The following is a 23,316-nucleotide window of genomic DNA, read 5'->3' on the forward strand; positions in this document are numbered from 1 at the left end:
TAGCCAGATTCATATAGAATCACCCCCAACTTATCTTAAGCCAATAAAAGCCACATTAAGCGTTTAGCCACACCAAGCTTGGTTTACAAACCGGATGAGCCCTGCTGAACCCGGCTTATTTTTATGCCTTATTTATTTTTTTATAAAGCATCCGATACATCAGACATGCAATACACCCGTTACCCTATTGCCAAAAAATATTTTGTTAATACCCGCGAACAAATGTAATAAAAATCGATTTTTTTATACTTCAATCTTATTAATTTTGTAATTTTTTCAATCGACAACCCCAACCATTATCTAGATAATTTAATAAAAACAATGATCTTTCACGAATCATCGAGCAAATTTTGAATAAATTTTTTATTTATCGTTGGTCAGATTTGCCTCGCCTTGCCGGGATGACTCTGCTGCTCGTCTTATCGATTCAACTTACCCTCAGCTATTTAAGCGTTGAGGGCAATACTTCAATCTTCTGGATTCCCAGTGGTTTAGGCTTTGCTATCCTCTTAATTAAAGGGCAAAAATATTGGCCCGCTATTTTCTTAAGTGCTTTCCTCTGTGATTTACACCGAGGCAGCCCTTTTGCTTCACTCATTATTGCCACCACGATTGTGTTAGAAACCTTGCTAAGCTATACGCTATTACGCCGCTTAAGCATCCAGGGCAAATCGTTTGATCCCGCATTTACCCATACCCATGATTATTTGTTTTTATTACTGATCACCACGCCCACGGCATTATTCGGTGCGGCCAGCGGAGCCACTGCGCTTTGGCTAAGTGGCTCAATCGAAGGCACACTTCTACTCGGCCATATATTAAATTGGTGGGTAGGTAATCTACTGGGCATCGCCGCAATCTGCCCCTTGATTTTGGTGTGGCAGCAACCCCCTAGGCAAATTGCCAGCAAAAAAACCGAAGCGATGCTTTGCTTTGGCCTCGCCTTTTTACTAGGGCAAATTGTTTTTCTGGGCTGGTGGCAAGCATCACTGAGCTTGCTTGCCCATTCCTACTGGGCTTTTATATTTGTGCTTTGGGCGGCCACTCGCTTTGGTCGCCACGGCAGCCTGCTGATTGCCGCAATGAGCACGCTCCAAGCACTGCTCGGGGCCACTCTTAGCGTAGGCTTTTTTGCAGCAGAGAACACACCTAACATCAAACTATGGCTCTACTGCATGGTGCTCAATTTGCTTGCGGCCTTACTGGCACTACTGATTAAGGAGCGCAAACAGGCTGAAGCGCTGGCTCAGGAAATCAATCAGCGCCATCGCACACTGGTCGAGTGGTCACCAGAAGCCATTGCGGTTCATCGCGCAGGTAAATTAATTTACGTCAACCCCGCCGCAGTAAGGCTTGCAGGTGCAAGCACGGCAGAGGAATTAATCGGCCAGTCGCTGCTTGATTTAGTCCACCCCGATTTTTATCAAAATGTACTTCATCGCACCCAAACCATCATGACGGGGGGAGTCACCGAGCCCATGATCGAGCTAAAGCTCATCAAACTGGATGGCGGCGTGATTGATGTAGAAGTACAAAGCACCTTAATCACGCTAGATGGCCAACCGGCGATTCACGCGCTGATTCGCGATATCACACAGCGCAAACAAGCCGATCAATACGAGCAATTTCGCAGCCGTATTCTGGAGGTATTAGCCTGCGGCGAATTGCTCTCCCAACAACTAGAGGCGATTGTGCTGGGTGTAGAGCAGCTTTACCCCGGCATGCGGTGCAGTATTTTATTATTAGATAAGCAAGGCAAACATCTAAAGCACGGTGCCGCGCCCAGCTTGCCTGATTTTTATAATGCAGCCATCAACGGCCTCGCAATCGGCATCGGGGCAGGCTCCTGTGGCACTGCCGCGTTTACGGGAAAGCAGGTGATTGCTGAAGATCTAGCCACTCACCCCTATTGGCAGCCCTACCAAGCGCTGGCGGCAAGTGCTGGCCTTGGTGCATGCTACTCGCACCCCATCCTCAGCATGGCAGGCCAAGTGCTCGGCACATTTGCCATCTACCACCCTACAGCGCATACCCCCATCCCGACGGATATCACTATGATCGAGCAATCGGCCCATCTGGCCAGCATTGCCATCGAAAGAAATATCGTGGCTGAAAAGCTCCGGGACAGCGAGGCGCATTACCGGCTGCTGACCGAAAATGTATCCGATGTGGTCTGGAAGCAAGATGGTAACCATCATTTCACCTATATCAGCCCGGCCGATGAAGTGCTGCGTGGTTATTCCGCCCAGGAAGTGGTCGGCCACTCTGTTTTTGAACACTTAACGGCCGAAAGCATCGCAGTAACTGAGAAAAAACACGCTCAAAGAAGCCACGATGAGCAGCAAGGCATTCAAACCGGATCGTATACACTGGAATTACAGCAGCGCTGCAAAGATGAGCGCTTAATCTGGACAGAAGTCCTCTCCACACCTGAGCGGGATGCGACAGGCCATATCAAAGGCTATTACGGCATTACCAGGGATATTACCCAGCGCAAAGAGGCAGAAGCCGAGCTGCGCATTGCCGCAATTGCCTTTCAATCACAAGAAGCCATGTTTGTTACCGATGTAAACTGGATCATCCTGCGTGTAAATCAAGCCTTTAGCAGCATCACCGGCTACACCGCACAAGAAGCGCTGGGGCATACGCCAATTATGCTCACCTCCTTGCGGCATAACTCCGCTTTTTATAGCGAAATGACCGATCGCATTCACCACAAGGGAATGTGGCAGGGTGAAATCTGGAACAGACGCAAAAATGGCGAGATTTTCCCTGCGTGGCTCATCCTCACCGAAGTCAAAGCCGATAATGGCGAAGTCACCCACTATGTGGCCACACTGACCGACATTACTTCACGCAAAGCGGCTGAAGATCAAATCCAGAGCCTCGCTTTTTATGATCCGCTAACCGCCCTGCCCAATCGCCGACTATTAATGGATAGACTGGCCCAAGCCATGACACTGGGTGCACGGCACGATAGCAAAGGCGCGCTGCTGTTTATCGACTTAGACAATTTTAAAATTCTGAACGACACGCTGGGCCATGACAAAGGCGATCTTTTACTGATCGAAGTTGCCAAGCGACTCTCTGCCAGCACTCGTGAAGGGGATACCGTAGCCAGACTGGGCGGTGACGAGTTTGTGGTGATGCTGGAAGACCTGAGTGTCAACTCGCTGGAAGCGGCCACCGAAGCCGAGGCCGTAGGCGAAAAAATACTCAGCACGCTTAATCAGACTTACCAGCTTGCCGATTACGCCCATCACAGCACGCCCAGCGTGGGGATCACACTCTTTGGCGAGCAGGCAGAAAGCTTAGACGAGCCTTTAAAACGCGCCGATCTTGCCATGTATCAAGCCAAAGCGGCCGGGCGCAATACCTTACGGTTTTTTGATCCGCAAATGCAAGCCGATGTCACTCAGCGCGTGGCGCTTGAAACAGGCTTACGAGAAGCATTAGAAAACCAGCAATTTACGCTCTACTACCAGGCACAGGTTAAAGGAGCAGGTCAGCTTACTGGCGTAGAAGCCTTGGTGCGCTGGCGTCATCCCTTGCGCGGCATGGTTTCTCCTGCTGAATTTATCCCGCTCGCCGAAGAGTGCGGGCTTATTTTGGCTCTGGGTCACTGGGTATTAGAGGCCGCATGCAAGCAGCTTGCCCGTTGGGCTATTTCCCCGGAAATGAGCCATCTCACCATGGCGGTGAATGTGAGCCCACGGCAATTTCACCAACCCGATTTTGTCGAACAGGTACTCGCTATTCTGACTCGCACCGGCGCATCCGCACATCAGCTTAAGCTGGAGCTGACCGAAAGCGTGCTCATCGCCAATGTAGAAGACGTGATCCTTAAAATGAGCATCCTGAAACAGCAGGGCGTGGGTTTCTCGATTGATGACTTTGGCACAGGCTACTCCTCGCTCTCCTATTTAAAACGGCTGCCACTCGACCAGCTTAAAATTGATCAAAGCTTTATCAAAGACATCCTAAGCGATAGCAACGATGCAGCGATTGCCAAAATGGTGATCGTACTAGCAGACAGCTTAGGCCTCATCGTGATGGCCGAAGGCGTAGAAACCGAAGCCCAGCGTGATTTTCTTGCCAGCCAAGGCTGTCAATCCTACCAAGGCTATTTATTTAGCCGGCCACTACCGCTGCACGAATTTGAAGCCTACGCCCTCTCCGGATTAATCAGCTAAGCCATGCCCATCCAGCACCTTAGCCATCCCACTTTTATCGTTAAAGACCTCGAGCGTATGGCGTACTTTTTGTGCGAAGGTTTGGGCGCTGTGGAGATTTACGACAGCCAAGCGCAGCACTTTTCGCTCTCGCATGAGAAATTCTTTAGCCTGGGAAGCCTATGGCTCGCCGCCATGCAGGGCGATCCACCCGCTGAACGCAGCTATCAGCATGTTGCATTTAAAATAGAAGAACACGAGCTAGCCAGCTATCAGGCAAGACTCGAAGCCCTCGGTGTAGACATCAAACCTCCCCGCCCCAGAGTAAAGGGCGAAGGACAATCGCTCTACTTCTATGACTTTGACAACCACCTGTTTGAGCTTCACACAGGTACGCTGACGCAAAGGCTAGCGCGTTATAGCGAGGATACGGAGCCCTATTAACTTAATAGGGCAAAGCTTGGTTTTTATAGGGTGTGCACGTTGTTGCGCACCGGCGGTGCGTAACGCCTACGGCTAACTTAGTACATAGGGGTACAAGCCGCGAGCAACACTCCCCCTTGCGACAACACCCCACTACGCCACTCATTACTGCTTGTGTAGCATGAGGGCTCCTAAAGCTGGAGTTGACTCAATGAATAAGCCATTCATCGCCACACTCATCGTCTTACTGATCACCCCCGCATGGGCCAAACAGCCCGTAGCCACGGGCTATGGTGGCGCAGTAGCCACCATTTCTGAACCTGCCAGCCAGGCCGCCATGCGCATTTTAAATGCGGGTGGCAATGCCGTAGATGCGGCTGTTGCAGCTGCGGCCACACTTGGCGTAACCGATCCTTTTAGCTGCGGCATTGGCGGCGGCGGCTTTATGCTAATTTATTCTGCCAAAGATAAAAAAATCATCAGCATTGATTCCCGCGAAACCGCGCCTGCCTACTTTAGCCCGCAAATCTATAAAAAAGAGGGCAAGGAAATGGAATGGGATGATGTGGTGCCCACTGGCATATCAGTCGGCGTGCCCGGCACAGTGCGCGGCTGGCATGAGGCGTTGGCACGTTATGGCACCATGGACATGGCACGAGTATTACAACCTGCCATTCAAGTGGCTGACACTGGCTTTAAAATCAGCCCCAATTTCTACCGTATTAATCAAATTAACGAAGCCAAATTCGCCCGCTTTAGCTCAACATCCGCATTATATTTAAAAGACGGCAAAGCCCTGCCCATTGGCACGAGCTTTCGCAACCCTGATTTGGCCGCCACTTATCGTGCCATCAGCAAGGGTGGTGTAAAAGCCTTTTACGAAGGGCAACTGGCCAAACAGATTGTAGATACCGTCAACGCACCCCCGGTCGCGGCGGGCGTTGCTGTGCTGACTGGCAAAATGACACTCGCCGATTTAAAAGATTACGAAGCACGCCTGCGCCAGCCAATTCATTCCACTTACCGAGGGCTTGATCTCTACGGCATGGCCATGCCTTCATCCGGCGGAATTGCCATTGCAGAAGCGTTAAATATCTTGGAAGGCTTTGATCTCAAAACCATGCCACGAGATCAAGTAGAGCATCTGTATATGGAAGCCGCCAAGCTCGCCTTTGCCGATCGTAACGCCTATGTGGCCGACGGGGAATATACCGATGTACCCAAAACTGGCCTGTTATCCAAGGCCTATGCGGCAGAGCGCGCCAAGCTGATCGATCTAAAACAAAGCCACGGCAAGGCCAATGCAGGAGACCCATTTTTATTCCAGGACGATCAATCCCGCCCACTGCGCCCTAAAGTCAGCCTTAGCACCGAGCCAGCCCACACCACCCACCTTACTGTAAGTGATAAGGAAGGCAATATCGTTGCTTATACCTTTACCATCGAAGACTGGGGTGGCAGCGGCATTGTAGTGCCGGGCAAGGGATTTTTGCTGAACAATGAAATGACCGACTTTGAATTTAGCGGCCCGCACCCGAATATCCCCGAAGCAGGCAAACGCCCACGCTCCAGCATGTCGCCCACACTGGCCTTTAAAAATGGCAAACCGCTATTTAGCATCGGCTCGCCGGGTGGCTCAACCATTATCACCACCGTATTGCAAACCATCGTCAACCATATTGATTTAGGCATGCCCCTTGCCGACGCGCTGGCTGCACCGCGCCTTAGCCAAAGAAATGGCGACAAAACCCAGGTCGAAACGCTATTAAAATTTGTAGGCAGCCCGCAGGCCAAAGCGCTGGAGCAATATGGACATCAATGGAATGAAACGGATGAGATTGGAGCCGCCAACGGCCTGCAGTTTAATAGTGATGGCAGCACTACGGCAGTAAGCGAGCCACTACGGCATGGCGGCGGCAGTGCCATCGTACAAAAACCGCAATAAATGTAGGGTGGGCATGCCTTTATGCCCACAATGCACATCAAGCCAAGGGTTTGTCCTGCTTTTGTAGGATGTGGTGGAGCGGAGCGATACCCATCAATACGGTGACCTTGATGGGTATCGCCGAGATCGCTGAGCGAGGTAAACCTCGCACGCAGAACGGCTCCACCCATCCTACGGAACTCGTTTTATGCTCAAGACACGTGTGCTTACCCAACTTACAACGGTTGAATATTCAACTTGGCAAATAGATTACGATCGCGGCTTACATCAGGGTTGCCTGTGGTTAGCAATTTATCGCCGTAGAAAATCGAATTTGCCCCGGCCATAAAGCAGAGCGCTTGCATCGCTTCCGGCATTTGCTGGCGCCCCGCAGAAAGGCGCACAAAGGATTTAGGCATGGTGATTCGAGCTACGGCAATCATGCGCACAAATTCTGTCCAATCAATCGCCTCGCCTTCTTCTAGCGGCGTGCCTTCGATCTTCACCAGATTATTAATTGGCACCGAATCAGGCTGTGGCTCTAAATTAGCCAGCTGCGCGATCAAGCCAACGCGGTCTTGCCTTGTTTCACCCAAACCCACAATTCCGCCGCTACAGACACTCAGGCCCGCTTTGCGCACCTTACCCAAGGTGTCCAGACGATCCTGATAGCTGTGGCTGGTCACGATATTGGCGTAATTTTCTGGCGAGGTATCCAGGTTATGGTTGTAATAATCTAAGCCTGAATCACGCAGCTCTTCAGCTTGGCCTTCTTTTAGCATCCCAAAAGTGGCACACGTTTCCATGCCCAGCGCTTTCACGCCTGCAATCATTTTTTTGACTTCAACTAAATCTTTAGTCTTAGGACCACGCCATGCTGCGCCCATACAGAAACGCGATGCGCCATTTTCTTTAGCAATGCGCGCCACGTCGATCACTTCATCGGCGTTCATCAACACTTCTTTTTCCAAACCGGTATCGTATCGGGCCGATTGCGAGCAATAGCCACAGTCTTCCGAACAGCCGCCGGTTTTAACTGAAAGCAAGGTGGAAAGCTGCACTTTATTGGCATCAAAATGCTGGCGATGCACGGTCTGGGCACGGAACACCAAGTCATTAAAAGGCAGCTCAAACAACTCGGCCACCGCATCCAGCGAGTAAGCACCGCTTTCTGGATGCGGTGTTAAGCGTTTAAATTCAATGGGGTGGGTTTGAGCTTGTTGAGTCATCGACATGGGCATAGACATCCAGATTGGGCCTTGGCTCAGCGAAAGTCGCTGGCATTTTCCAAGGTAAAACGCATAATCAAGGGGTGATTGTCTGAATCGAGCGCCAAGTTGTCAAATTTTATCGTTAATTTTTTGGACAACTGTGCACCACCCTGCCGCTGTGTACTCTGTGCGGCCAGTTGCAAAAACAGTGCGCTTTGCCCTGCCTGCCTCCGTCATTTGCCTTATTTAACCCAAGCACTCTGCCCAAAATGCGCCCTGCCCGCCCATGATGGCGGCCTATGCGCGGCCTGTTTAAATCACCCGCCCGCCTTTGATTTTAGCTATGCGGCTTTTATCTACACCGCTCCGATCAAGGAGCTGATCATTGCCGCTAAGTTTTCCGGGCAATGGTCATTGCTGCCCACACTGGGGCACTTGCTCTTAGCCACCGTAAGCCGTTCACCCCGGCCCGATTTCATTATTCCCTTACCATTGCACCCTGCCCGCTTAAAAGAGCGGGGTTACAATCAAGCCTTTGAGCTAGCCCAAATGAGTGCCCGGCAGCTACATATTCCAATTCAGCTCAATACACTAAAACGCCGCATCAATACCGAACATCAGGCCCGCCTCTCTCAGGCTGAGCGTCACAAAAATATGCGCAACGCTTTTTACACCCGGCAAAATCTGGCAGGAAAGCATATCGTCATTGTGGACGATGTAATGACATCTGGCTCCAGCCTGCATGCCGCCGCAGCTTGCTTAAAAGAAGCCGGCGCATTACGCGTAGATGCCTGGGTATTAGCGCGAGCCATTTAAAAAACGGATGACTATTGCTGATAACGCTGGATAATACCCGCCATTTTGTCATTGCTCATTAATTCAAGCAGTCCCCTGTCTATCGTCTGAATTAATTGCTTGGCATCAGGATGCTTTTTGCCCACAGCAAAATAAAGCGGATCTTTTTGCACCCCGGGTAATGGCTGAATCTGGTAGGCATTACTTTCTAAAACAAACAATCCTAGTTTTGAAAGCCCTAGGCAAATTTCACGCATATCTACAACTACATCACAACGATGCTGATCTATTTTTTTCAGTAAACTTAAATAAGTATATGCACCACGATCTATTTTATTTTCCGGTAATTGTGCATAAGGGGTTGCCCCGCCATGTACAGCGCAAACTTTTAAATACGCTAAATCTGCCTGCGTTTTTACTGGTGGATTTACATAACGTGCGCTGGCATATAAATAAGAAGGCGTGAGGCTATGGTAACTTTTTGAAAAAATAAACTTCTTTTCACTCTCTGGTGTTTACAAATGGACATTGCCACATCAAAACCACGATAAAATTTAACCTCATTCACACAACGCGCCCAAGGAATAAGTACAATATGGGGCAATTCAGGCGGTTTAAAACTTCTATTAATACTGCAACAGAAATACCACCCCCCCTGCTCTGGTGCTAAGCGGGTAAGACATTGGCGATCAATGGCTATCGCCACCGCAAATCTTTACAGGCATTAATGCTGCGCATGCAGGAAAAAAGCGGCCAATATTATAACAAAGAGCTTCATTAGCATCATATTCCGCATATAAAAAATAAAAAATATAAACGCAAGTAACTTTATTTAAATCATTTCCTTTATTCTGTAAGATATAACCATATCTTCCTGTGCACCGAACGATTGTGCGCAAAAAATCCAATCTATTTCCCTTATACCTTACTCGTAAAATCACGGCTTAAAATCATTGCAGGCCAAAGCATCACCGCCATCGAGTAAGCAAGGAGCAAATAGCCTCATTTAATTGATCTTCATTTATTCATAAACACGCTCATTCGATCCTTCAGCTTTTAAATTTCACACAATAAGTTCCCAAGCATTTGCGTAAATTATTACAGGATTAATCGTGTAATAGTGACATGTGTATTGTGGTTTAGATCGCTAAAATGACGGCAACATTCAGATGGCATGAGCCTGCTGAACCTGTCTTATCAGCACATGCGTCACAAAGAGGAAAAACCATGCAAAACCAGAGCATCAACCCACGTGAAGTTCGTCAGCAACTCGGCTTAAACCAGCAAGAGTTTTGGAGCCGTATCGGTGTAACGCAAAGTGGCGGTTCCCGCTACGAAAGCGGCCGCAATATGCCACGCCCAGTTCGCGAATTACTCCGCGTTGTTCATGTTGAGCAAATCGACCTGGAACGCATTAATCGCGAAGACTACCAAATTATTCAGCATCTTCGCGAAGAACGCGTTGAGCTATACAACACGCTGCGTGCTGCAGCACATACCCACGCTGACGACAAACCGTTTCAGCCAGCCAAGAGCAGTAATCAGCTACAAGCTTAGTTTTACTTCAAGCCCAAGCCCGGCAATACGCTGGGCTAGCTTTTGCATCCATTCTGATGGGGCTGCAAGCAGTCTACTTGCCTCTGCTTGCATCGAAGGCCGTGCCAGACCATAAAGCAACACGCCCTCCAGCTGCACACCCGCTACAATTCTTTCCTGCAAAAAATCCAGATAAGCGGTTACCTGCACCTCATCCGGCAATGCCCCGTCCATTTCAAACATACATGTTTGAATCCATGTAGGGCAATGCTGCGCCGCCAGCATTAAACGGCGCGCAACTTGTGCTTGCTTATGCTGAATCTGATTCACCACCGAAAAGCCATCCAGCGGTGCACGATCCAGCTTAAACCACACTTCTCCGCCCAAATCACGCATGATGCCCAAGGCGGTTTGCACTTGCCCACGATCCAGCTGGCTGCCATTGGTGATTAGCACCAATTTGATTTTTCCGACCAGTTCAAACTCTTGTAGTACGGCAGCAACGCCTTCTACACAGGCTAAAAATTGCACGCTGCTCGTTGGCTCGCCATTACCAGAAAAAGCCACATCATTTAAGCGGCGCGCTTCGGGCGGCACACGCGTTTGCATAAAATCGCCATGCACAATATCGTGCAATAAATGGCGCAATTCAGATTGCATTAACTCTAAATCAAGCTGCGGTGCACCACCGCGAATTAAATCAGGCACTTGGCAATAGACGCAGCGCCAGTTACAGGCATTGTTAGGATTAAGGTTAATCCCCACAGACACCCCCCCCGCACGCCGTGATACCACGGGATATACGTAAACACAGCCGGCACTATCCCGGCTGTGATCGACTACTTGCAAAATCTGTGTCGTCTTACTTGTCATTCGCCTTTGCTCTCACCAATAACACAGGAACCGGCGTGGCATGCACCACCCCTTCTGCCACACTACCCATCAATAAATGAGTTAAGCCGCCATAGCCATGCGTACCCATTACAATTAAATCAGCAGGCCAGCTTTCTGCTTCTTTGACAATAGCCAAAGCTAAATTGCCGCCCCAAGATTCAAGCAAGCTAGTTTCAACATCTAAACCATCCGCTCTTAATCCCTCAGCCAGCTCTGCTAATAATTTTTCACCCGATTGGCGTAATGCATTTTGCAATTGCGGCACGTCTAAGAATTCGTTCGCGCTCCAGGCAAATTGAGCCAAATCAACCACATGGATCAATTTTACTTTTGCCCTTTGATCTCCTGCAAAACGCCGTCCTTCAATAATAGCGGCGGCACTGGTATCACTATTATCCACGGGCACTAATATGCGCTGATACATGATAAGTCTCCTTATTTAAAGATAGGGATATAAACGATTAGTTTAACAGCAAGCGACTGTTGCCTTGTATAAAGCTTCAGCATACACTCGTTAGCATATGTTTAACCGCCGATTCAATAATGCCCAGACTTAAACTCGCATTTCCTGCCGGTACAGATTTCATCACGCAGCTCGATGTGCGCATTACTGATCTAAACTATGGCAATCATCTTGCAAATCAAGCATTACTTGGTATGCTGCACGAGGCCAGAGTCCGTTTTTTAGCACATTTAAACCACACAGAATTGGGTAATGCCACGACCTCTGGCATTATATTGGCTGATGCAGAGATTCAATTCCGGCATGAAGCATTTTTAGGCGATCAGCTTAATATCACACTGGTGATAGATCAGCTAAGCCGAATTGGTTTTGATTTGTATTACCGGGTAGATCGGGTCATTGATCAAATGGAAATTGCAGTCGCAAAAACATCTATTGTTTTTTTTGATTACCACACCACACACAAACGAGCCCCTGCGCCTGCTTCATTTGAACAAGCGCTCCAAGCATTAAGGAATAAAAATGAAAAAATACGCAAACAATAGCCCTGAAGCAATGGCACGCATTTTAGTCATGCAGATGGTTTGCGATGGCAACTTCAATCCTGAAGAGCTAGAAGAATTAGAACATTTGCATGTTTATGAAGCCATCGGCATTAGCCGCAAAGGGTTTATTCAAGTTTTACAAGATTATTGTAATGATATTTCTGACGAAGCCGATGAAAATGGCCAAATCAGCCTTATTAATCGCGAGCGAATTGATCTTATTCTAGATAGTGTGAGCGACCCAAAAAAACGTCTGCATGTTGCCGCTATGGCGCTTGATTTATCCAAATCGGATCAAATCATCAATGATGCTGAGCTGGCTGTATTTGGCCATATGCTCAACCACTGGCACCTTACCCTCGATGCACTGCAATCTGCATTTGAATCATAAGCTTACACCTCAAAATCTTTATCGCTTACTTCCCGGATAAAGACAACAAGAAAACAGCCTGAAGAAGCCTTCACTTCTTCAGGCTTTGTCTTTTTAAGACGGCTCTTCATTCCGTACCACATCCATGCAAATAAAATTTCTATTCAGCACGGGCAGATGGGCGTCCGGTTTTTAGCTTTTCAAGCGAATCAAACTGTTTAATTAAAGCATCGCTCGGCATCGCCACCAAGGCCTGCAAACCTGCCCTTAATAGCTCACTTTTTTTAACGGCCAGACCTGCATCCAAGCAACGTTGTTTTAATGCAGCCAGCTGAATATATTCCAGCTCTGGAATCGTAAAACTATCACGAACCAACTTAGGTTTTTTTGGTTTAGCTACTTTTGCTTTTTTTCCCACCACCTGAATCACCTCATCTGCAACGATCACCTCAGGCAATTCGGCAACAGCTTGTACAGAGAGCTCTAGGATAGGCGCAGGCTTTGCTGCTCTACGTCGGCTTGCTGCCGTATTTCTTACGGCAGGTTTCTTTTCCTCAACAACAACTTCTTCTGTGATTTCTTTAGCTTTACTTGAGGCCATAACACGCTCTCCCATATAAGGTAAAAACAGTATAAACTATATAAATGATATAAACCGCACGATTCACTTCTCAGGCCATTATGCGCAGCATACTTATTGCAAATCCCAAAGGTGGAAGTGGAAAATCCACCCTCTCAACTCATTTGGCAGCATGGTTTGCATGGCAAGAAGAAGCCGTGATGCTGGGTGATATTGATAGTCAGCAATCCAGCCGTCACTGGCTGTCATTACGCCCCAGCGAATCTCCGCAGATTCGTGGCTGGGATTTAGATGAAGAGCAAAAAGCAAGGCCGCCCAAGGGCACGGGCATTGCCGTGCTGGATTCCCCTGCAGGCTTACACGGCAAGCGCTTAAAACAAGCACTGATGCGGGTTGATCATGTGGTGGTCCCCGTTCTACCCTCTGCCTTCGATATGTGGGCCAGCGCGGCATTTTTTGAGGAGCTTGCTGAAGTTAAAGCCATTCGCCAAGAAGAAATATCGGTGGCCGTGGTGGGAATGCGTGTTAATCCACGCACCCAATCCGCCCAGCAGCTTACTGATTTTCTAAAGCAATTTGATCTGCCCTTACTGACTTGCATTCGGGAAACCCAGCTTTATGTACAAAGCATACAGCGAGGCCTGACATTATTCGATTTGCCTGCATCTCGCACCAAGCAAGACCGTGTGCAGTGGCAGCCTCTGCTGGACTGGCTGGTGAGCAACAAACGCCAATTGCGCTAAGCTTTGCCATATAAAGCAGTGCGCCTAAGCCTTTGCCTTTTTAGCAGACAAAAAAATGCCGACCCATTCAGGTCGGCATTTTTATTCGCTAAAGCGCAGTCATTACTCTGCGGCTTCAACCGGTGCAACAGCAGCTTCTGCAGCCACTGGTGACTCTTCATTTGTTACCGCTTTAATCGACAAACGGATACGGCCACGCTCGTCTTGCTCGATCACTTTAACGCGAACAATCTGGCCTTCTTTCAGGTAGTCGCCCACGTTCTTGATGCGCTCGTTAGCAATCTGGCTGATATGAACCAAACCATCTTTGCCCGGCATAATCGATACAATCGCGCCTACGTTGTTGTCCAGAATCTTAACAACCGGACCTTCGTAGATCTTGCCGATTTCAACTTCAGCCGTGATATCTGCAATGCGACGCTTAGCTTCATCCGCACCTTCAGCCGAGACCGAAGCGATGGTGATCGTGCCATCTTCCTGGATATCAATCTGTGTGCCGGTTTCTTCAGTCAGCGCACGAATCACCGAACCACCTTTACCAATCACATCACGGATTTTTTCCGGATTGATTTTCATGGTGTAAAGGCGTGGGGCATGCTCGCTCACTTCAGTGCGCGCGCCTTCCATTGTGCCTTTCATGATGGCAAGGATATGCGCACGGCCTTCTTGTGCCTGATCCAGAGCCACTTTCATGATTTCTTTAGTGATACCGTTGATCTTGATGTCCATTTGCAGTGCGGTGATACCGTTTTCAGTACCTGCTACTTTAAAGTCCATATCGCCTAAATGATCTTCATCACCTAGGATATCGGACAATACTGCAAAGCGATTGCCTTCTTTGATCAAGCCCATGGCGATACCCGCCACGTGGTTTTTCATCGGAACGCCCGCATCCATCAAGGCCAGACACCCGCCACAAACTGAAGCCATCGAGCTTGAACCGTTTGATTCGGTGATTTCCGAAACAACGCGCATCGAGTAACCAAAGTCTTCAACCGAAGGCAGCATTGCAGCCAGCGCACGCTTAGCCAAACGACCGTGACCAATTTCACGACGCTTCGGTGTACCTACACGACCTGTTTCACCGGTCGAGTACGGAGGGAAGTTGTAATGCAGCATAAAGCGATCTGTGTAAGCACCGGCCAATGCATCAATTTTTTGCTCGTCAAGCTTAGTACCCAAGGTCGCCACTGCGATCGCTTGTGTTTCACCGCGAGTAAACAGCACCGAGCCGTGCGTGCGTGGCAACACGCCTGAACGGATAGTGATAGGGCGAACCGTGCGTGTATCACGGCCATCAATACGTGGGTAGCCATCCAGAATCTGACCGCGAACGATTTCAGCTTCCAGACCTTTAAAGATACCTTTGATTTCGTTGGCCGCCAGAGTACCGGTTTCATCCGTAATCAGCGCAGCTTTAACCAAAGCCCAAGTTTCATTGATCTTGATGGTACGTAATTGCTTTTGACGCAATTTGAATGCTTCTGACAAGCCAGCAGCCGCTACTGCGCGAACTTGTGCAACCAGCGCTTCATTGGCAACAGGTGCATCCCATGCAAACAATTCCGGGTTTGCTTCATCAGCCAGCTCATTGATTGCATTAATTGCCACTTGCATTTGCTCGTGACCAAACACAACCGCGCCCAGCATGATGGATTCAGACAATTCGTCTGCTTCAGATTCAACCATCAGTACAGCTTGTGAAGTACCCGCAACCACCAGATCCATTTGGCTGGCTTTCACCTCAGACAAGGTTGGGCAAAGTACGTATTCACCATTGATATAAGCAACGCGTGCAGCGCCGATCGGGCCATCAAAAGGCACACCAGAGATCGACAAGGCAGCAGAAGCACCCAGCATCGCAACGATGTCTGGATCGACTTCAGGATTAACCGACATCACTGTCGCAATAATCTGGATGTCGTTGTAAAAACCTTCAGGGAACAGGGGACGAATCGGACGATCAATCAGGCGGCAAGTTAAAATTTCTTTTTCGGAAGGACGGCCTTCACGTTTAAAGAAACCACCTGGGATACGACCAGCAGCGTAAGTACGCTCTTGGTAATCAACGGTCAGCGGAAAGAAATCCTGACCTAGCTTAACGTCACGCGCGGCTACAACCGTCACGAGAACAACGGTATCGTCCATATTAATCAGAACGGCACCACTCGCCTGACGGGCAATTTCACCCGTTTCCATGGTGACATTATGCTTACCGTACTGGAATGATTTCACAATTTTATTGAACACTGACTTTCCTTTTTTCACACTAACGCCTCCAGTCCAAGGCGTGATCGGTTTCCGCTGCAGCTTGACTGAACTGCTGCCGGCTTCGGCACAACCAATAGGCTCAGTAAATACACACCGAGACTTCTTCAACCCGCCGCCGAAACCGCTGTTTGACAGGTTTGAAGGTTCTTGCTTAAAAAAGTGCCACGGTTTCTTGCGTAATAGTGACAAGGAAGTCCGTGGCGCTTTTCTAAAGAATACAAAGGTCATTGCAAAACGATTACGAACCCCGATTACTGCTAGCTCTGCACTAGCTACGCGTCGAAAAAACGGCTCAAAATCCTCATTTACTACTTGTAAATTGCGGTTTTTCGCCGTTTTTTGCCTTGTTTTCGGGCTCTGCTACGTTTTGTAACTGCCTATTTAAAGCAAAAAAGCCGCAGTCTTGCGACTACGACTTTTCTTATTACTTACGCAGACCGAGTTCAGCGATCAGGGCGCGGTAACCTTCAGAGTTAACACGCTTGAAGTAATCTAACAGGCGACGACGTGTGCTAACCATCTTGAGCAAACCACGACGTGAATGGTGATCTTTCTTGTTGGCTTTAAAGTGAGGTGTCAAGTCATTGATACGTGCTGTCAACAATGCAACTTGAACTTCAGGACTACCAGTATCGCCTTCAGCGCGTTGGAACTTCTTAACGATATCTGCTTTTTGAGTAACTGTTACGGACATGCTTACTGCTCCAGTGAGATAAGGCTTCTTTACACATTATAAAGAGCCGTCAAGCCAAACCGAGCCTTTCATTCTGACGAATGCAAAACCCAATTAAGCTCCCTTTAATCCACCTGATTTTTACAAACCAGACAGAAGTCGTTTAGGCCGCAGCCATGCATGCGGATTCTCAGCCGCAGCGGCCACTTCGCCCAAACCGATGAACCGTGCATTATCCCTAGTTTCACCCTCGGCGTAAAGACGATACTCGCTAGGCAGTAATCCAGAGCGTTCCACGGTCATGCCATGACGTATTTTTTCGAACTCTGCCGCATCAAAAAACAAGGCAGGCAAATCAAGCAAGAGGCAATCGGCGGGCAATAAATAGCCATCACGCTCTTCGGCCGGCACATGATTGTAATCGTCTAAATTAACCGAACTTTCTAACAAGAAACCAGCCGTTCTCGTGCGACGCAAGCCCGTTAAGTAAGCCCCACACCCCAGAGCCTTACCAATATCTTCCGCCAGCACTCGAATATACGTGCCTTTGGAGCAGCTAACATCAATCACTAACACATCACCTTCAATCGAAATAATCTCGATGCTGTAGATAGTGATTTGTCGCGCCTGGCGCTCAAGCACCACGCCTTCACGAGCGTATTCGTACAAGGCCTTGCCTTGAACTTTAAGCGCGGAATACATCGGCGGGGTCTGAGTAATCAGCCCGACAAACGTGTTAACTGCTGCGCGAATCAAAGCTTCATCGCTCGGCGCATCACCACTCTTAGTGATTTCACCCTCGCCATCGAGCGTGGTTGAGACTTCACCCAGCTTGATGGTTGCACGGTAGCCTTTATCTGCCTCCAACATACGCTGGGCAAATTTAGTGGCTTCACCAAAACATAAAGGCAGCAAACCGGTTGCAAATGGATCTAACACTCCCGTGTGGCCGCCTTTTTCTGCTTGCAGCAACCAGCGAGCTTTTTGTAGGGCGTTATTGCTGGAGATGCCAAAAGGCTTATCCAGCAACAAAACGCCGTCAATCTTTCGTTTAGCCATTATTCCTTGCCAGCTGATTTTTCATCATCAGCGCCCAACTCATCGTCTTCAGGCGCTTTTGGCAAGCTAGTGGCTTGATCGATCAAGCGGGATAAATTCATACCGTGCTCAACCGAATGATCGTATTCAAAATGCAATTCTGGCATTTTGTATAAAGAAATACCACGCGCCAGCTGGCTGCGTAAAAAGCCCTTAGCGCGCTCGATCAAAGATGCAATGTCTTTACCCTGCTCTTCTGTTCCGAGGAAAGTATAAAAAACATTGGCATGTGAGTAATCACGCGTAACTTCTACGTCAGTAATCGTAATTAAGGATGCTTGTGGATGATCCAGCTCCGCACGAATCACGGTGGCTAAATCACGTTGAATTTGTTGTGCCACACGATCGGCACGAGTAAATTGCTTGGCCATATATGCCTCTAGAGTCCAGCCAAAGCTTTGCGCTTGCTCTAGGGCCTTTGGCGCAAACACTTATAGCTACTTTAAAAAGGCGAAAGGCGGTTGCCCGCCTTTGCCGTATTCAACTCACTTTCTGTGTGCAGCCATTTTTTCTTAAGCAGAAAAAATGGCATGCATTTTAGAGGGAGCGAGCAACTTCGATAATTTCGAAGATTTCCAACTGGTCGCCCAGTTGCAAGTCATTGTAGTTCTTCAAGCTTAGACCACATTCAAAGCCAGCCTTCACTTCCTTGGCATCGTCTTTGTAGCGCTTCAAGCTATCGAGCGTACCTTGGTGAACAACCACGTTATTACGCAGCAAGCGAACACCCGCATGACTGCGGATCAAGCCTTCCATCACCAAGCAACCTGCAATCGTGCCCACCTTGGAAACAGTAAAGACCTGACGGATCTCAACCATACCAATGATTTGTTCACGTTTTTCCGGAGCCAGCATGCCTGACAGGGCCAGTTTCACGTCATCTACTACATCGTAAATGATGTTGTAGTAACGGATATCCACGCCTTCGGCTTCGGCAAGCTTACGCGCCGCTGCATCTGCACGGGAGTTGAACCCCACCACCACGGCTTTCGACGCCAGCGCCAAGTTGATATCAGATTCACTGATACCACCCACGGCACTGTGCAGAATTTGCACGCGTACTTCGTCGGTAGACAGTTTTTGCAAGCTTTGTGACAACGCTTCGGCAGAACCTTGTACGTCGGCCTTGATGATGATTGGCAGATTGCGAACTTCGCCTTCTGTCATTTGCGCCATCATGTTTTCTAGCTTGGATGCTTGTTGACGAGCCAGTTTCACGTCACGGAACTTACCTTGACGGAACAACGCAATTTCACGCGCTTTCTTCTCATCAGACAAGACCATGGCATCTTCACCAGCGGCCGGCACTTCGGACAGACCCAGAATTTCAACCGGAATTGAAGGACCCGCTTCATTGATTGACTTACCATGCTCGTCGATAATCGCACGAACGCGGCCCGATACCTGACCAGCAAGAATCACGTCACCTTTGCGCAATGTACCTGATTGAATCAGCATCGAAGCAACCGGACCACGACCCTTGTCCAGACGGGCTTCAATGATAATCCCTTTCGCTGGCGCATCGGTCGCGGCAGTCAGCTCAAGTACTTCGGCTTGCAGCAAGATCGCTGTCAGCAATTCATCGATACCCAAGCCTTTCTTGGCCGAGACATCCACAAACATCGCGTCACCACCCCAATCTTCTGGCACAACTTCATGCGTAACCAGTTCTTGACGGATGCGCTCTGGATTTGCTTCAGGCTTATCAATCTTATTTACGGCAACCACAATCGGCACACCGGCGGCTTTCGCATGAGCGATCGCTTCGATGGTTTGTGGCATCACGCCATCGTCTGCAGCAACCACCAAGACCACGATATCGGTCAGCTTGGCACCACGAGCACGCATCGCGGTAAACGCTTCGTGACCCGGAGTATCAAGGAAGGTAATCATGCCTTTTTCGGTTTGTACATGGTACGCGCCGATATGCTGAGTAATACCACCCGCTTCACCCGACGCCACTTTGGCGGTACGGATGTAATCCAGCAACGATGTTTTACCGTGGTCAACGTGACCCATGACGGTTACAACCGGTGCGCGTGGCAATAACACGTGCTCAACTGCAACTTCGCCTTCACCCAGATAGATTTCCGGATCATCCAGCTTAGCCGCCATTGGGGTATGGCCCATATCCTCGACGATAATCATCGCGGTTTCTTGGTCCAACACTTGGTTGATGGTCACCATCATGCCCATCTTCATCAGGGCCTTGACGACTTCAACACCCTTCACGGCCATTTTGTGCGCAAGATCAGTTACAGAAATTGTTTCTGGAACCATCACTTCGTGCACTACTTTGTCAGTAGGGGCTTGGAAGCCGTGTGCGTTATCCGGATTAGCTGCAGCCTGACGGCCCTTGCCACCCTTCTTGCTCTTCCAATCATTACCGGCATCGCCACCACGACTACGAATACCTTTCTTGCCACGACCATCGCTCCAAGGCTCTTTCTTACCCGGTGCTGCTGCTGGCTTTTTATCGCCAGGTTTTGCCGCAGGAGAAGCAGTGCTTGGTGTAGCCGCTGGTTTTGGGCGACTTGCAGGTGCAGGGGCTGCAACTGGAGCCGGTGCTGGCGCAGGCGCGGCCACCGGAGCCGGTGCAACTGGCTCTGGCGCCTTCATTGGCTCATTGCGTGGTTTACGCAATTCAACACGCATACCCACACGTGGACGATCTGGATGGCTGGCTTGTGAAGCGCCCGGCGAAGGACGAGTCACTGCAGGAGCCACCGAAGCTGGCGTAGCAGCCGGTGCAGGTGCAGGCTGAGCCGGCTTCGCCGCAGCAGGCGCTGATTTTGCTGCAACAGGCGCCACAACAGGTGCAACAACTGGAGCCGGTGTCGGCGCAGGAGCTGCAACCACTACTGACGCAACAGGAGCAACCGCCGCAGGAGCGACCGCTTCAGCTGGCGCTTTACCACCTTGCTTAGCACGCATTTCTGCGGCTTGACGAGCAAACAACTCATTCTGGCGACGCGCTTGCGCTTCGCGAGAAGTGCGTTCCGCCTCATCAATTACTTGCGCAGAAGCAGCTGCCGCAACGACAGGCTCAGCAGCACGTGGCGCTACAGCTTCTGCCACAGCAGACACTTCAACCACACGCTTTTTACGCACTTCTACCGGAATCGACTTCGCTTTACCTGTTGAATCTGTTTTACGGATTTCAGTGTTTTGCTTACGGTTCACAACGATTTTTTTATCACCATCGCTACCGTGCTTCTTTTTCAGGTGATCGAGCAGGCACGCTTTATCAGTCGCGGTAACTACATCTACTTCACTCGATTTATTCACACCTGCTGCGCGGAATTGTTCCAGCAGCTCTTGCGGTGGCATCTTTAGCTCTACCGCAAATTGGTTGACATTGAGTTCACTCATGCATTTCTCTCCCGAGCGTTAGGCGAACCAGTGCTCGCGCGCCTTCATGATCAGTTGCTTAGCAGCTTCTTCATCAATTCCGGTCATTTCTATCAGCTCGTCGACGGCTAGTTCGGCGAGTTCGTCTCGGGTATGAACCTCTTTATCAGCCAGTAAGGCAGCAAGTTCTGGTGTCATCCCCTGAAGGCTTTTAAGGTCTTCTGCTTGATGCTCAAGCTTTTCTTCACGAGCAATGGCTTGCGTTAGCAAAGCATCACGGGCGCGAGTACGCAGCTCATTGACGGCGTCTTCATCGAAGGCCTCAATTTCCAGCATTTCAGCAATCGGCACATAAGCCACTTCTTCCAGCGTGGAGAACCCTTCTTCTACAAGAACGTCCGCCACTTCTTCGTCAACCCCCAGCACATCAATAAAGAGCTGACGCACATTGGCGAACTCTTCCTGATGTTTTTGCTGTGCTTGATCAACGGTCATGATATTGATTTTCCAACCGGTAAGCTCGGCTGCCAATTTCACGTTTTGACCACCACGGCCAATCGCCATGGCTAGGTTGTCTTCATCAACCACCACATCCATGCTGTGTGTTTCTTCATCAAGCATGATGGAGTTCACTTCAGCCGGAGACAGGGCGTTAATCACAAATTGCGCCGGATCTTGCGACCACAACACAATATCAACACGCTCGCCTGCCAGCTCATTGGTCACTGCATTAACACGCGTACCACGCACGCCAATACAAGTCCCCTGAGGATCAACACGCGCGTCGTTCGATTTTACCGCCACCTTGGCACGTGCTCCCGGATCACGAGCGACAGCCTTGATTTCGATCAGCTGATTTTCAATCTCAGGCACTTCCATTTCGAAGAGCTTGGTCATGAAATCGCTGGAAATACGCGACAGCACCAGCTGCGGACCACGACCCAAGCGGTCTACTCGTAACAAGAACGCTTTAACACGATCTCCTACGCGCAAGTTTTCCTTAGGGATCATTTGGTCACGCGGCAATACGGCTTCCAGCTTACCCAGCTCAAGAATGGCACTGCCACGCTCAATACGCTTGATATTGCCTGAAACAATAAACTCACTGCGTTGCAGAAAATCATTCAGATTTTGTTCGCGCTCTGCATCACGGATTTTTTGCAAAATCACTTGCTTGGCGGTTTGTGCTCCGATGCGACCAAATTCAATCGCCTCAAGCTCAACCATCCACGTTTCGCCCACTTTCAGCTCTGGATCGTAATCCGGCACATCAGTCATGGCGATCTGACGGGAAGGCTCTTCGTGGTCATTATCTTCAACCACGGTCCAGCAGCGGAAACTACGATAATCACCGCTATCACGGTCGATATCCACTTGGATATCCACGTCTTCCTCGTAGCGTTTTTTGGTCGCCGAAGCCAGTGCCATTTCTAAGGCACCAAACACGACATCTTTTTCTACGTTCTTTTCACGCGCCAGCGCGTCGACCAGCAACAGAATTTCCCGGCTCATCTCACTACCCCTCCGGCAAACAACCCGAACATTCTAGGCTGATTAGTTCTTAAAACTGCGGCTCTAGCCGCACCTTGTCGATTTGTGATTGCGGCAGGGATAGCTCTTGTCCATCGACTTCTACGCGCACCACATCATTTTCCAGCCCAATCAGTACACCGACGAGCTTCTTACGTTTATCCGGCAACGGTAAGCGCAACTTTACTTTCACGACCTGCCCGGCAAAGCGAACAAAATCAGCCGCCTTTACAATGGGACGATCCAGCCCGGGAGATGAAACCTCCAAACGCTCGTAATTCACGCCTTCAACAATAAAAAGCCGCTCAAGATGGTGACTTACGGTTACGCAGTCAGTCACATTAATGCCGCCTTCCTTATCAATAAAGACCCGAACCAACCCATTTCGCGCAAGCTCCAAATCAACGAGTTCATACCCGAGACCTGGCAGGGTGGTTTCCAGCACGTCCTGCATATTTGCTGCCATACATTCCTTTGCCACTTATCTGACTGAGCCGCATGCGCTATATAATAAGCGCGGCAACTCAAACAGCGAATGCCGCTGCAATACCGCGAGCAAGCATTCCAAACACGATACAGGATCGCCACAAACAAAAAATGGGCTGCAAAACTGCGCCCATTTCTTTACCACTTCTTCGGCCTTTTAACCGAAGAAGGCGGGATTGTAACAGAAACTATCGTTTGACGAAACAGGGAACATAGATACTTGTGAGTTTGACACTTGCACACTAGAGTAG

The 23,316-nt window shown here is 49.4% G+C and carries 20 protein-coding genes; 8 read left to right on the forward strand and 12 right to left on the reverse strand.

Going from position 1 to position 23,316, the window contains the following annotated elements:
• Window positions 1-350: 350 nt before the first annotated feature.
• The 3 genes from ACFQNF_RS16820 to ggt all read left to right on the forward strand — a co-directional run bounded on the left by ACFQNF_RS16820 (window position 351) and on the right by ggt (window position 6,540).
• On the forward strand, window positions 351-4,193 hold the full coding sequence (locus ACFQNF_RS16820; RefSeq protein ID WP_380189075.1) for an EAL domain-containing protein: 3,843 nt from the start codon (window positions 351-353) through the stop codon (window positions 4,191-4,193).
• A gap of 3 nt (window positions 4,194-4,196) precedes the next feature.
• On the forward strand, window positions 4,197-4,616 hold the full coding sequence (fosX, locus tag ACFQNF_RS16825; protein WP_380189076.1) for a FosX/FosE/FosI family fosfomycin resistance hydrolase: 420 nt from the start codon (window positions 4,197-4,199) through the stop codon (window positions 4,614-4,616).
• Between the two features lie 190 nt (window positions 4,617-4,806).
• Window positions 4,807-6,540, forward strand: coding sequence for a gamma-glutamyltransferase (gene ggt / locus ACFQNF_RS16830; RefSeq protein ID WP_380189077.1), 1,734 nt, complete (start codon window positions 4,807-4,809; stop codon window positions 6,538-6,540).
• A gap of 215 nt (window positions 6,541-6,755) precedes the next feature.
• Here ggt and bioB read toward each other — a convergent pair whose 3' ends face one another.
• Complete coding sequence (gene bioB / locus ACFQNF_RS16835) at window positions 6,756-7,748, reverse strand: biotin synthase BioB (RefSeq protein WP_380189141.1); 993 nt, start codon at window positions 7,746-7,748, stop codon at window positions 6,756-6,758.
• Between the two features lie 219 nt (window positions 7,749-7,967).
• Between bioB and ACFQNF_RS16840 the strand changes: the two genes are divergently transcribed.
• Window positions 7,968-8,546: a ComF family protein gene (locus ACFQNF_RS16840; protein WP_380189078.1), complete on the forward strand. Its 579-nt coding sequence runs from the start codon at window positions 7,968-7,970 to the stop codon at window positions 8,544-8,546.
• An 11-nt stretch (window positions 8,547-8,557) separates the two neighbouring features.
• Here the strand turns inward: ACFQNF_RS16840 and ACFQNF_RS16845 are convergent, their stop codons facing one another.
• On the reverse strand, window positions 8,558-8,782 hold the full coding sequence (locus ACFQNF_RS16845; protein ID WP_380189079.1) for a hypothetical protein: 225 nt from the start codon (window positions 8,780-8,782) through the stop codon (window positions 8,558-8,560).
• Window positions 8,783-9,752: 970 nt separating this feature from the next.
• Between ACFQNF_RS16845 and ACFQNF_RS16850 the strand changes: the two genes are divergently transcribed.
• Complete coding sequence (locus ACFQNF_RS16850; RefSeq protein WP_380189080.1) at window positions 9,753-10,082, forward strand: helix-turn-helix domain-containing protein; 330 nt, start codon at window positions 9,753-9,755, stop codon at window positions 10,080-10,082.
• On the opposite strand, the gene ACFQNF_RS16855 is transcribed toward ACFQNF_RS16850, so the two are convergent.
• Window positions 10,071-10,934 carry a radical SAM protein gene (locus ACFQNF_RS16855; RefSeq protein WP_380189081.1) on the reverse strand — a complete coding sequence of 288 codons (864 nt, stop codon included), beginning with the start codon at window positions 10,932-10,934 and terminating at the stop codon, window positions 10,071-10,073. The two genes, ACFQNF_RS16850 and ACFQNF_RS16855, sit on opposite strands and share 12 nt — an antisense overlap.
• Entirely contained in the window at window positions 10,924-11,379 is a 456-nt protein-coding gene (locus ACFQNF_RS16860; protein ID WP_380189082.1) for a universal stress protein, read from the reverse strand. Before ACFQNF_RS16860 ends, ACFQNF_RS16855 begins: the two co-directional genes overlap by 11 nt.
• A gap of 119 nt (window positions 11,380-11,498) precedes the next feature.
• On the opposite strand from ACFQNF_RS16860, the gene ACFQNF_RS16865 reads away from it, so the two are divergent.
• On the forward strand, window positions 11,499-11,963 hold the full coding sequence (locus ACFQNF_RS16865; RefSeq protein WP_380189083.1) for an acyl-CoA thioesterase: 465 nt from the start codon (window positions 11,499-11,501) through the stop codon (window positions 11,961-11,963).
• Window positions 11,941-12,354, forward strand: coding sequence for a hypothetical protein (locus tag ACFQNF_RS16870; protein WP_380189084.1), 414 nt, complete (start codon window positions 11,941-11,943; stop codon window positions 12,352-12,354). The genes ACFQNF_RS16865 and ACFQNF_RS16870 overlap by 23 nt, the downstream gene beginning before the upstream one ends.
• 139 nt (window positions 12,355-12,493) lie before the next feature.
• On the opposite strand, the gene ACFQNF_RS16875 is transcribed toward ACFQNF_RS16870, so the two are convergent.
• Window positions 12,494-12,934, reverse strand: a complete 441-nt coding sequence (locus ACFQNF_RS16875) for a hypothetical protein (protein WP_380189085.1) — start codon at window positions 12,932-12,934, stop codon at window positions 12,494-12,496.
• An 80-nt stretch (window positions 12,935-13,014) separates the two neighbouring features.
• Between ACFQNF_RS16875 and ACFQNF_RS16880 the strand changes: the two genes are divergently transcribed.
• Window positions 13,015-13,656, forward strand: a complete 642-nt coding sequence (locus tag ACFQNF_RS16880; protein WP_380189086.1) for a nucleotide-binding protein — start codon at window positions 13,015-13,017, stop codon at window positions 13,654-13,656.
• 102 nt (window positions 13,657-13,758) lie between these two features.
• Here the strand turns inward: ACFQNF_RS16880 and pnp are convergent, their stop codons facing one another.
• From pnp to rimP, 7 genes are all read right to left on the reverse strand, one after another.
• On the reverse strand, window positions 13,759-15,906 hold the full coding sequence (gene pnp, locus ACFQNF_RS16885; RefSeq protein ID WP_380189087.1) for a polyribonucleotide nucleotidyltransferase: 2,148 nt from the start codon (window positions 15,904-15,906) through the stop codon (window positions 13,759-13,761).
• A gap of 445 nt (window positions 15,907-16,351) precedes the next feature.
• Window positions 16,352-16,621, reverse strand: a complete 270-nt coding sequence (rpsO, locus tag ACFQNF_RS16890) for a 30S ribosomal protein S15 (RefSeq protein WP_046349858.1) — start codon at window positions 16,619-16,621, stop codon at window positions 16,352-16,354.
• Between the two features lie 120 nt (window positions 16,622-16,741).
• Window positions 16,742-17,659, reverse strand: coding sequence for a tRNA pseudouridine(55) synthase TruB (gene truB, locus ACFQNF_RS16895; RefSeq protein WP_380189088.1), 918 nt, complete (start codon window positions 17,657-17,659; stop codon window positions 16,742-16,744).
• A complete protein-coding gene (rbfA, locus tag ACFQNF_RS16900; RefSeq protein ID WP_380189142.1) occupies window positions 17,659-18,069 on the reverse strand; it encodes a 30S ribosome-binding factor RbfA in 411 nt (136 codons plus the stop codon). Before rbfA ends, truB begins: the two co-directional genes overlap by 1 nt.
• Before the next feature lie 166 nt (window positions 18,070-18,235).
• Complete coding sequence (infB, locus tag ACFQNF_RS16905) at window positions 18,236-21,070, reverse strand: translation initiation factor IF-2 (protein ID WP_380189089.1); 2,835 nt, start codon at window positions 21,068-21,070, stop codon at window positions 18,236-18,238.
• 18 nt (window positions 21,071-21,088) lie between these two features.
• The gene (nusA, locus tag ACFQNF_RS16910) at window positions 21,089-22,561 is read right to left on the reverse strand and encodes a transcription termination factor NusA (protein WP_046349854.1); all 1,473 of its coding nucleotides are present in this window, start codon (window positions 22,559-22,561) and stop codon (window positions 21,089-21,091) included.
• A gap of 49 nt (window positions 22,562-22,610) precedes the next feature.
• Window positions 22,611-23,045 carry a ribosome maturation factor RimP gene (rimP, locus tag ACFQNF_RS16915; protein WP_046349853.1) on the reverse strand — a complete coding sequence of 145 codons (435 nt, stop codon included), beginning with the start codon at window positions 23,043-23,045 and terminating at the stop codon, window positions 22,611-22,613.
• Window positions 23,046-23,316: the final 271 nt, after the last annotated feature.

The organism is Iodobacter arcticus, assembly GCF_042664895.1.
Taxonomy (GTDB): domain Bacteria; phylum Pseudomonadota; class Gammaproteobacteria; order Burkholderiales; family Chitinibacteraceae; genus Iodobacter; species Iodobacter arcticus.